The sequence below is a fragment of the Luteococcus sp. genome, assembly GCF_043424415.1.
Taxonomy (GTDB): Bacteria; Actinomycetota; Actinomycetes; order Propionibacteriales; family Propionibacteriaceae; genus Luteococcus.
Genome location: NZ_JBHWOO010000034.1, coordinates 1 through 9676 on the forward strand (window position 1 = coordinate 1; position 9676 = coordinate 9676).

The window sequence follows — 9676 nt, forward strand, 5'->3', positions numbered from 1 at the left end:
CGTTGTAGATGCCCAGGCTCAGGGCCTTCTCGTCGGGCCCCTCGGTGAGCACGTGCTGGCCGCGGTGGCCGGAGACGATCGCGGTGCCGGTGTCCTGACACATGGGCAGCACGCCACCAGCGGCGATGTTGGCATTCTTCAGCAGGTCGAGCGCGACGAACTTGTCATTGGGGCTGGCCTCGGGATCATCCATGATCTTCTTCAACTGGGCCAGGTGTGCGGGGCGCAGGTAGTGCGCAATGTCGTGCATGGCGGTCTCGGCCAGCAGCGTGAGGGCCTCAGGAGCCACCTCCAGGAACTTGCGTCCACCGGGACCTTCTGAAACCTTCACACCCTCGGTGGTCAGCAGGCGGTAGGGCGTCTCATCCTTGCCGAGCGGCAGCATGTCCTCGTAGGCAAACTCAGCCATCTTCACTCCTTCGTTGGACTGGCCCCAGTCTGTCACGAGGCCGGATTCCACCGGGCCGGGGGTGTGGTCAAACCAAATCGAGGAGGATCACTGGAAGCTGTCGGCCACCCGGGTCATGGCCTCCTCCACCACAACCCGGTCCGCGCTGGCAGACCCGCCGACGAGCACCACCACGTCGCGGTCATGCTCCAGGCACCAGGTGAGGCTGCCTCCGGCCTCACCAGTGCCCTCCAGGGCGACGGCCGGTGCACCGGCGATTCCCGGTGGCGCCGGCAAGGGGACCGGCTGCCGCCCATCCATGACCGGCGCCTGCGACAGGCACTGGGACTCGAGCGGTTCACTGGTGCTGGGAGTTCGCTGCACCGTGAGCCAGGCACCTGGCGTCAACTCGTTCTGGAAACGGTCCACTGCATCGCCGGGCATCGCGCTCCACCTGTCGGGCAGTTCATATCTGCCCACCCCGGTGCTCACCTGCAATGTCACATCGCCGGCCCCGCCATCCACCTGCACCTGGGCCGGCGGCTGCGTGCCCTCGACGGACCCATCCTTGCCCATCAACCCCAGCACGGAGCTGACGGCAATGGGAACCAGGGCGAGGACCGCAACCAGCTTGCCCATCGTCTGCCCAGTCCCTGCCTGACCCACACCGGGGCGGCCCCTGGCCGATTGTGTCTTCCCGATGGGTTTGGCGAACCTGATCTGGCCCGCCGCAGTCCGTCCGGGGTCCGCGGGTGGACGCCAACCCGGCTGGGGCGGAGCCTGGTCGTGGGGCTGCCATGCTGGAGCGGGCATGGCGGGAGCTGGCTGCTGCCATTCGGCTTCGAACATCTCCCGCACGGTGCGCTGCTGCGGTTCAGGACCGGGGCGGGGCACGGCCATCGGCGCGACTGCTTCGTGCCGCTCGCGAGCCGCCTGCGCGGTGGCGGGAACCACACTGGAGCCCTGCCACGGGTGACTGCTCATGGTCGAGCTGGGCGACGAGAAGCTCCAGCGGTCACGATCGGGGCCGTCGGCCCATCCCCCGTGGGTCTGGCCATCGCGCGTCTGGGCGCCGTGACCATGCTCCTCGGCACAACTGTCATCCATGACAACCTCCCGGACTCGTGATCCAATCGTGCCACTGCTTCCCACCACGAACAGGCGGGCCTCGCAGCGGCCTGCAACTTCCCTGAGCGAGAGCTGGGTTTGACGGGCAAGCTACTCTCAGCGCTTGTATCGTCGCAGCGAGACACCCGCAATGGGCAACGGTTTCGGGGGAACTTTGATGGGTAGTGAGTACGGTCGAGGCCGCGCACAGATGGGCGACGACGTCGAGTCACTGCGCACCGCGACGATCGACGGGGTCCGTTTCCATGCGGTCACCGAAGACCAGACGCTGGACGTGATCTCCCATGCCGTTCGCACCGGCGCCGACGGCGGCCTGGTGCTCACCGTCAACACCGACATCATGCGGCAGCTGGAGTCCGCCCCCGACGTGCTCGAGCACGCCCGTCTGGTGGTGGCCGACGGGATGCCGCTGGTCTGGGCGAGCCACATCCTGGGCGATCCCCTTCCTGCACGGGTCACCGGCGCCGAGCTGGTGCCACTGATGGCCCGGCGCGCAGCCGCCGACGGGGTGCGCATCTTCCTGTTCGGCGCCGCACCCGGCGTCGCGGAGCGCGCCGGCCGAGCACTGCAGTCCACGAACCCCGGCCTTCAGGTGGTTGGCACCCACAGCCCCGAGAAGGGCTTCGACGCCACCCCCGAGGGTCTGCAGCAGGCAGTGGACCTGGTGGCGGCCGCCAGCCCCGACGTCGTCTTCGTCGCCCTGGGATTCCCGCGTCAGGAGCGCGTGGGGATGGCCATGCTCGACGCCCTGCCCAAGGCCTGGTTCGTGGGCTGCGGTGGTGCCCTCGACATGGCAGCCGGTGACGTTCCCCGCGCCAATCCTCTGGTGCAGCGGCTGGGCGTCGAATGGCTGCACCGCCTGCTGCAGGAGCCGCGCCGCCTGGCCGATCGCTACCTGCGCCATGGCGTTCCGTTCACCTTGAGCCTTCTCACCCGGTCGGTCGCCACGCGCGCTCGCACCCTCAATCCACTCCGCTGACCTCACCCATCCACAGGAAGTTTCCGATGAGCAACCACATCCCCAGCAGCTCGCTGTCCCGTGCAGAGGTCGAGCCCGTGGCCGAGGCCGTCAGCCGCCCCATGCAGTCCTTGCGTCGCCACTGGATCCCTGCCCTGATCATGACGCTGCTCGGGGCTGTCGCCGGGGTTGGCCTGGGTTCCGCCAAGCCCGTGACCTACACCGCCGAGGCCCGCGTGGCCGTCGGCACCGGAGACCTGGCCACCGGCGCGATCGCCGGCTTCCCGCTGGCAGCCCGCGACATGGCCTCCAACTACGCCCGCTGGATCAATGACCAGGGCCTGCGCAATGGCTCCACCAAGGGCGTCTACATGGCCGCCTCGCCGATCCCGGAGTCGAGCATCATCCGAGTGGAGGGCACCGGTACTGATCTGGCCGCGGTGAAGGCCGCCACCAAGAAGACCGCCGAGGAGCTGGTGGCTGCCGCCAACGGAGAGGGCACCAAGTTGGATCCCCAGCTGACCTTCGCCGAGTACCAGAAGGCCACCACCGACTGGTCTGCTGCCAAGAGCGCCATGACCAAGGCGCAGAACACCCTCGACAAGCTGCAGGCCGACAAGGCCTCGTCCAAGGCCAGCATCGAGGAGGCCCGCGGCGAGCTGACAAAGGCCATGGCGCTGGAGACCCAGAAGCTGCAGCACATGAATGCCCTGGGCGCCAAGTACCAGAACCAGGTTGTCAACGCCTCACAGGCCGCCGATCTGGTGATCGTGCGTGATGCCGAGGAGTCGTCCAACAACCGCACGTCGCTCATCCAGCGCACCGGCCTGCTCGGTGTGATCGCCGGCGGCGGCCTGGGCCTGCTGCTGGCCGTGACCCTCGATCGTCGTAAGCGACGCTGATCGTGTCGACGATCCTGACGCAGGGCGAGGGAGGTCTGGCGAGGTCCCTGCGACGCGGCGCCCACCCGGACGCGCCCCTGCGGGCGCCCGATCCGGCGCGTGGTGAGGACAGCGCCGACACCACGATCCCGCTCTACGTCTGGTGCTACCTGGGCGGCCTGCTGTTCAACATGGTCAGCGGCAATGCCTGGATGCTGGGCCTGCCCGTCGCCCTGGACCGTCCACTGTTCCTGATCTCGCTCGTCCTGCTGGTGCTCGACCCGTACCGGGAGCGCTGGCGTTGGCGCTGGGTCTACCTGGTGGGCCTGCTGACCGTGCTGGTCACGATGTTCTCCTGGTTCAGCACGGGCACGGCCACCGACGGCTACAAGATGTTCATGCTGGTGGACCGCATCATCATGCCCCTGCTCATGTTTGCGGTGGGACCGGTGATCTTCTCCACCCGGGCCCGACGCATCCTGCTGCTGAAGCTGATGACGGTTCTGACCATCTACTGGGGCATCACCGCGACCGCCGAGATCGCCCACCTCGACTGGATGGTCTTCCCCAGCGCCATCATGAATCCCAATGCGGGCATCGGCTACGGCCGTGCACGCGGCCCCTTCCTGGCCTCGGAGCCGATGGGCATGGCCTGCGCACTGGGCTTCTTCACCTCGGGTCTGCTCGCCTCCATGACCACGGGTCGCTGGCGCAAGCTGGCCCTGCTCGCGATGGCCCTGGGCTTCATCGGCGACGCCCTGGCCATGACCCGCACGCTGTGGCTGGCCCTGCTGGCCGGCTCCCTGGTGATCGGGCTGCAGGTGCCGTCCCTTCGCCGCCGCTTGCCGCTGATCATCGTTGCCGCCGCCGCGGCCACCGCTGGTGCACTGATGGCCATCCCGGGCCTGCTGCCGCTGCTGGTGGAGCGACTGACCACGTCGCGATCGATCTATGACCGAGTGCTCACCAATGACGCGGCCATGAAGATCATCGAGTCCCGCCCGTTCACGGGTGTGGGCTGGGGCAACTTCGTCGGTGTGAACATCGACTGGGTGCGTCAGGCAGACACCATCCCGCTGACGACGGTGACCATCGAGGTGCACAATGTGCTGCTCAGCCGTGCCGCCGAGACCGGCATCCAGGGTGCGGTGCTGTGGGTGCTGTGCGTGCTGATGGGTCCCGCCGCGGTGCTGCTCAGCCGGGTTCCCCATGAGGAGGCCCGAGGCTGGCAGCTGGTCACCATCGGTGCCCTGTTCGTGTGGTTGCTGCCCACGCTGGGCAGCCCCAACCCCTATCCCTTCCCGAACAACTTGGTCTGGCTGATCAGCGGCATCGCCTCACGGCACCTGCTGGTTGCGCCAGCCCTGCGTATCCCGCTCCCATCGCGTCAGGAGAATCCGTGATGATCAAAGACATCGCCCGCACCGTGCTGGCCGGACCCGTGGCTCTGGAACGTCTGCGCGCCACCAACCGCCAGGCCCTGGTGGGCAGTGGCGTTCGCTTCATGGGCAAGGCCTCGCGGGTCTCGCTGGGCAACCAGGTGGCCATCTTCGGTCCCACCGTGCTGGCCGTCACCGACGGCGGTGGCCTGACCGGTTCGCGTCTGGAGATCGGCGAGCGCACCTACATCGGTGAGTTCAACAACATCCGCACCGCTGGTGCCCCGATCATCATCGGGGCCGACTGCCTGATCAGCCAGCACATCACCATCGTCGGCTCCAACCATGCCACGCAGCCGGGACGCACGATCGCCTCCCAGCCGTGGGAGGGCGAAGGCGTGGTGATCGGCAATGACGTGTGGATCGGAGCTGGCGCCGTGATCCTCCCGTGTGCTCGAATTGGTGACGGAGCCGTGGTCGCAGCCAACGCTGTCGTCCGTGGCACCGTGGCACCCAACAGCATCGTCGGCGGCGTACCCTCCCGCGAGATCGGCCAGCGCAAACAGCCCTGAAAGCCAACCGTCCGTCCCTCCACAGGAGCAATCGTGGACCAGCCTTTGGTCAGTGTCATCACCCCGGCTCGCAATGCCGAGCAATGGATCGGGTCCTGTCTCGACTCGGTTCGAGCCCAGACCTGGGGGAATGTGGAACACGTCGTGGTCAACGACGGCTCTACCGACCGCACCGGACAGATCCTGGACCTCTTCCAGGACGGACTCACCGTGGTGCACAGCACTGGAGAAGGCGTCTCGGCCGCCCGCAATCGGGGCGTTGCCGCAGCAAAGGGTGCCTACATCGCCCTGTGCGATGCCGATGACGTACTCCTGCCCCGCCACATCGAGCAGGCCGTGGCGCTGCTCAAGGATGGTGATCGCGCCTTCGTCACCTGTGAGGCCTACCTGCTGACGGCCGGAGGAATCGACCCCAAGCGCCGTGTGCTGCCCTGGGGAACGGTCCCGGCCGATCGGCAGCGACTGGGGATCATGGAGGCAAACTTCGTCTCGATCTTCACGGTGATGCCCCGTGCCATGTGGGAGGAGCTGGGCGGGATGACCGTCGGGCTGCGCTACAACGAGGACTGGCAGCTGTGGATGCGCGCCATCCACAGCGGGTGGGAGGTTCGCACCCAGGCCGAACCCCACGCCCTCTACCGCTGGACGCCCGGTTCCGCCATGACAAATGTGGATGCCGTCCTGGCCGCCGAGGACGCCATGCTGACCAACTTCCGTGACGAGTTCGGTACCCGGCTGAATGCCGCGGAGAGCGACTTCCTGGATCATCGGCTGAAGACCGGAAACCCGCGCGTCATGGGCTCGCAGGGGGACGACGCCCTGCGTCGCGGCGACTACACCGCCGCCCGCAGCGCCTACATCGAGGCCGCCGAGCTGATGCCCCATGATCGCAAGGTGCGAGCCAAGGCCACGAGCATGAAGTTGCTCCCCGCCAGCGCACGCTTGTGGCAGAAGCGACTGCTTGCCGCAGATCGCGCCACCGGCCGCGACGTCAACCACCGCTGAGCAGATCGCGCCGATTCGTGAAAGGACACGCCATGCGTCGCGGACCCCTGTCGCTGGGCCCCCTGCATCTTGGATCATCGCAGCTTGGACCTCTGCATCTTGGAGAGCGTTACTGGAACTGTCGCTTCGCCGCATGGCGACCGGCCGCTGCTCCAACCCCCGGCTACACCCTGCTGGTGCCGGTTCCCGGTGAACTCCCGGTCTTCCTGGAGGTGGCGCTGGCCGTGACCCGCCAACAGGCTGCCCAACACCGCGTGCAGACCCTGGTGATCCCGGACACCATGACGCCCCAGATGAAGACCATCGTCCAACGGGAGCGCGCGGGGTGGCAGGGTGAACTGACCCTGCTGCCGCTGCCCCAGCCCGAACGCACCGTGCTGCCGAGGCTGAAGAACCCGTCGCACAACCACGCGGTGCAAGTGATCACCGGCATCAATGCCGCGCGCGGTACGCACGTCCTGCTGCACGACGCCGACCTCTTCCTGCTGGACGACGGCGCCCTGGACCAGCGCTACGAGCAGGCCGTGGAGCGTGACCTGGACGTCCTGGGCATCTCCCCGGTCTGGGACAAGTGGTACGCCGAGAAGGGGCTGACCCACCTGGCAGCGACGTGGGAGCTCATCGCCCGTCGTGACTGGCTGCGCTCCTTCCCACCGCGGATGCACATGGGGCATCGCGCCGAGATGCTCGGCGAGGAACACATCTTCGACACCACGCTGCGCCCGCAGGCGCTCACCGACCCCACCCGGATTGCGCAGGACGGCCTGACCGAGGAAATCGTCCACTTCAACTACGTGATCTCCACCTACCGCCACTTCCAGCGCTCCACCGGTACCTTCACCGACAATCGTTTCCGGCTGGTGCTGGTCCGCCTGCTGGTCGACCTGTTCGGTGAGGAGCCCTACGACTACGCCCTGCCCACCATGGCCGAACTGGCCGATGGGTTGAACAATCCGGCCGCTCGGGTTGTCTTCCCGACAGCACAGGAGGCAGCGGCCGACTATGCCGCTTTCAAGTCTCGAATCTCGCGTACCTTCGACGGTGAGTGGTGCAGCCGGGAGCGCGGTGTCCAGGCCCACAAGGACTTGGCGCCCTTCGACGAGCACTATTCCTATCGTGGGAGGAAGCAATGACTTCGACGCTGCCCGCCAGCATCGTGATCCCCGCGCACAACGAGGGGTCGGTGATCGAGCGCTGCCTGCGATCCTTGGCCGCCGATCCAATGGGCCGCACCTGCGAGGTGGTGGTTGCCGCCAATGGCTGTAGCGACGACACCGCTGAGCGTGCTCGCGCCTTCGAGGGCAGTTTCGCCCGACTGGTGGTGCTGGACCTGCCCGAGTCGGGCAAGGTGGGCGCCCTCAATGCAGGTGACGCCGCCGCGACCGCCCTGCCGCGCATCTACCTGGACGCCGACATCGAGCTGGGCCCCGGCGCGCTCGAGTCGCTGGTGACCGAGCTCTCGGGCTCCGAGGCGGTCATCGCCAGCCCCCACATCAACTTCGACATGACCGGAGCCGATCTGGTGGTGCGCCAGTTCTACCGGATGTTCGTGGTGCTGCCCTATGTTCGCGACGGTCTGGTGGGCCTGGGCGTCTACGGCATCTCCGCGGCTGGGCGCGCGCGCTTTGAGCAGTTCCCGGAGCTGACCGCCGACGACCTGTTCGTGCAGCGTCTGTTCCGCGCCGACGAGCGTCGCAACACCCCCGGTGTCTTCACCGTGCAGGTGCCCCGCACCGCCAAGGCGCTGCTGAAGGTGCGCACGCGTGTGGCCCGCGGCAATGCGGAGCTGGCTGGCTCCGCCGAACAGCTGGAACTTGATGACCTGGATGGCGCCAGCAGCACCGGAGGCACCGTGGGTTCCCTGCTCCAGTCGGTACGCCGCGATCCCACGATGGTCACGGCCGCCGCCACCTACGTTGCCGTCACGGCACTGGCCCGTCGACGTGCATCGGGAACCCAGGCCGCTGCGGTCTGGGAGCGCGACGAGTCCACTCGTCAAAGCCCGAACCAAGCCTGAGGAGAACCATGACCACTCGCGTCGCCTACCTGGTGAGCCAGTATCCCGCCGTCTCTCACGTGTTCATCGAGCGCGAGGTGCTCGGCCTGCGCGAGCGCGGCGTCGAGGTGCACACCTTCAGCGTTCGCAAGCCCGATCCCTCGACCCTGCACAGCGAGGTCATGCGCACCGAGGCCGCCAACACGGTGGTGCTGCAGGAGGACCCGAAGGCTCTGGCATTGGGCAATGCCCGTCTGGCCACCGGCAAGCTGAAGGCCTACGCAACCGCGCTGAAGCAGGCGCTGGGCAGCGGTGAGCTGGGCCTCAAGCAGCGCACCTGGCAGGTCTTCTACCTGGCCGAGGCCGCCAAGCTGTACGAGACGATGAAGGAGCGCGGCCTGCGCCACGTGCACGCGCACTTCGCCAACAATGGAGCCGACATCGCCCGCCTGACCGTGGCGCTGGGCCGTGCTATCGACGGTGAGGATGCCGGATGGTGCTGGTCGTTCAGCATGCACGGCCCCACCGAGTTCGAGGAGGTCACCGCCTTCGACCTGAAGGCCAAGACCGAGCAGGCCGACGGTGTGGCCTGCATCACCGACTTCACCCGCAGCCAACTGATGCGCATGGCTGATCCCGTCGTGTGGCCACGCCTGGACATCGTGCACATGAGTGTCGTGCCCGAGCGTTTCGCACCTCCCGCATGCCGTGAGCACGACGGCCCGCTGCGCATCCTCGACGTAGGCCGTCTGGTTCCCGAGAAGGGTGGCCCGGTCCTGGTGGATGCCGTCGAGCAGCTGCGCGATCGTGGCATCGACGTGCAGGTGCGCTTCGTGGGCGCCGGCGCACTGATGGACCGTCTGAAGACCGAGGTGGCCGAGCGCGGCCTGGACGACCGAATCGAGCTGCTGGGCAATCGTTCGCAGGAGGAGATCCTGGCGCAGTACCACTGGGCCGACGTCTTCTGCCTGCCGTCCTTCCAGGAGGGCCTACCGGTGGTGATCATGGAGGCACTCAGCACCGAGCTGCCCGTGGTTGCCACCCGCATCAATGGCATCGGCGAGCTGGTCGTCGACGGGGTGACCGGTCGCCTGCTCACTCCGGGGCGTGCCGATCTGGTGGCCGACGCCATTGCGCAGCTGGCCGGTGATGCCGAACTGCGTCAGCGTCTGGGCAAGGCGGGCCGCGAGGCCGTGCTGGAGGGCTACACCACCACCTCGACCGCGGCCGACATGGAGCGCTTCCTGGCTGGCGTGCAGGAGCGTGCCGCGAAGGGCAGCGGCAACTGAGCCGAACGCCCTGACGACGACGAAAGGGCCTGCACCGCTTGGTGCAGGCCCTTTCGTCGTAGCGGGGCTCAGCCCCGACC

General features: G+C 67.5%; 10 protein-coding genes. 8 read left to right on the top strand and 2 right to left on the bottom strand.

Annotated features, from left to right (window positions below):
• The coding region (locus ACHFFZ_RS01705; RefSeq protein WP_394274937.1) for a fumarate hydratase at positions 1-409 on the bottom strand (409 nt) is incomplete at its 3' end.
• 87 nt (positions 410-496) lie between these two features.
• Entirely contained in the window at positions 497-1027 is a 531-nt protein-coding gene (locus tag ACHFFZ_RS01710; RefSeq protein WP_394274938.1) for a hypothetical protein, read from the bottom strand.
• A gap of 679 nt (positions 1028-1706) precedes the next feature.
• Between ACHFFZ_RS01710 and ACHFFZ_RS01715 the strand changes: the two genes are divergently transcribed.
• The 8 genes from ACHFFZ_RS01715 (at position 1707) to ACHFFZ_RS01750 (ending at position 9596) form a co-directional block, all read left to right on the top strand.
• The gene (locus ACHFFZ_RS01715; protein WP_394274939.1) at positions 1707-2495 is read left to right on the top strand and encodes a WecB/TagA/CpsF family glycosyltransferase; all 789 of its coding nucleotides are present in this window, start codon (positions 1707-1709) and stop codon (positions 2493-2495) included.
• Between the two features lie 26 nt (positions 2496-2521).
• Positions 2522-3376, top strand: a complete 855-nt coding sequence (locus ACHFFZ_RS01720) for a hypothetical protein (RefSeq protein WP_394274940.1) — start codon at positions 2522-2524, stop codon at positions 3374-3376.
• Positions 3377-3378: 2 nt separating this feature from the next.
• Positions 3379-4758 (top strand): O-antigen ligase family protein, encoded by a 1380-nt coding sequence (locus tag ACHFFZ_RS01725; protein ID WP_394274941.1) that lies wholly within the window; start codon positions 3379-3381, stop codon positions 4756-4758.
• Entirely contained in the window at positions 4758-5306 is a 549-nt protein-coding gene (locus ACHFFZ_RS01730; RefSeq protein WP_394274942.1) for an acyltransferase, read from the top strand. Before ACHFFZ_RS01725 ends, ACHFFZ_RS01730 begins: the two co-directional genes overlap by 1 nt.
• A 33-nt stretch (positions 5307-5339) precedes the next feature.
• Positions 5340-6311, top strand: coding sequence for a glycosyltransferase family 2 protein (locus ACHFFZ_RS01735; RefSeq protein WP_394274943.1), 972 nt, complete (start codon positions 5340-5342; stop codon positions 6309-6311).
• Positions 6312-6487: 176 nt separating this feature from the next.
• Entirely contained in the window at positions 6488-7444 is a 957-nt protein-coding gene (locus ACHFFZ_RS01740; protein ID WP_394274944.1) for a hypothetical protein, read from the top strand.
• Positions 7441-8328: a glycosyltransferase gene (locus ACHFFZ_RS01745; protein WP_394274945.1), complete on the top strand. Its 888-nt coding sequence runs from the start codon at positions 7441-7443 to the stop codon at positions 8326-8328. Before ACHFFZ_RS01740 ends, ACHFFZ_RS01745 begins: the two co-directional genes overlap by 4 nt.
• 8 nt (positions 8329-8336) lie before the next feature.
• Positions 8337-9596: a glycosyltransferase family 4 protein gene (locus ACHFFZ_RS01750; RefSeq protein WP_394274946.1), complete on the top strand. Its 1260-nt coding sequence runs from the start codon at positions 8337-8339 to the stop codon at positions 9594-9596.
• Positions 9597-9676 lie beyond the last annotated feature (80 nt).

Bases quoted from the DNA above. Each gene is read 5' to 3' on its own strand.
- ACHFFZ_RS01720 (WP_394274940.1), top strand. From the start codon at position 2,522: ATGAGCAACCACATCCCCAGCAGCTCGCTGTCCCGTGCAGAGGTCGAG.
- ACHFFZ_RS01715 (WP_394274939.1), top strand. From the start codon at position 1,707: ATGGGCGACGACGTCGAGTCACTGCGCACCGCGACGATCGACGGGGTC.
- ACHFFZ_RS01730 (WP_394274942.1), top strand. From the start codon at position 4,758: ATGATCAAAGACATCGCCCGCACCGTGCTGGCCGGACCCGTGGCTCTG.
- ACHFFZ_RS01745 (WP_394274945.1), top strand. From the start codon at position 7,441: ATGACTTCGACGCTGCCCGCCAGCATCGTGATCCCCGCGCACAACGAG.
- ACHFFZ_RS01750 (WP_394274946.1), top strand. From the start codon at position 8,337: ATGACCACTCGCGTCGCCTACCTGGTGAGCCAGTATCCCGCCGTCTCT.
- ACHFFZ_RS01710 (WP_394274938.1), bottom strand. From the start codon at position 1,027: ATGGGCAAGCTGGTTGCGGTCCTCGCCCTGGTTCCCATTGCCGTCAGC.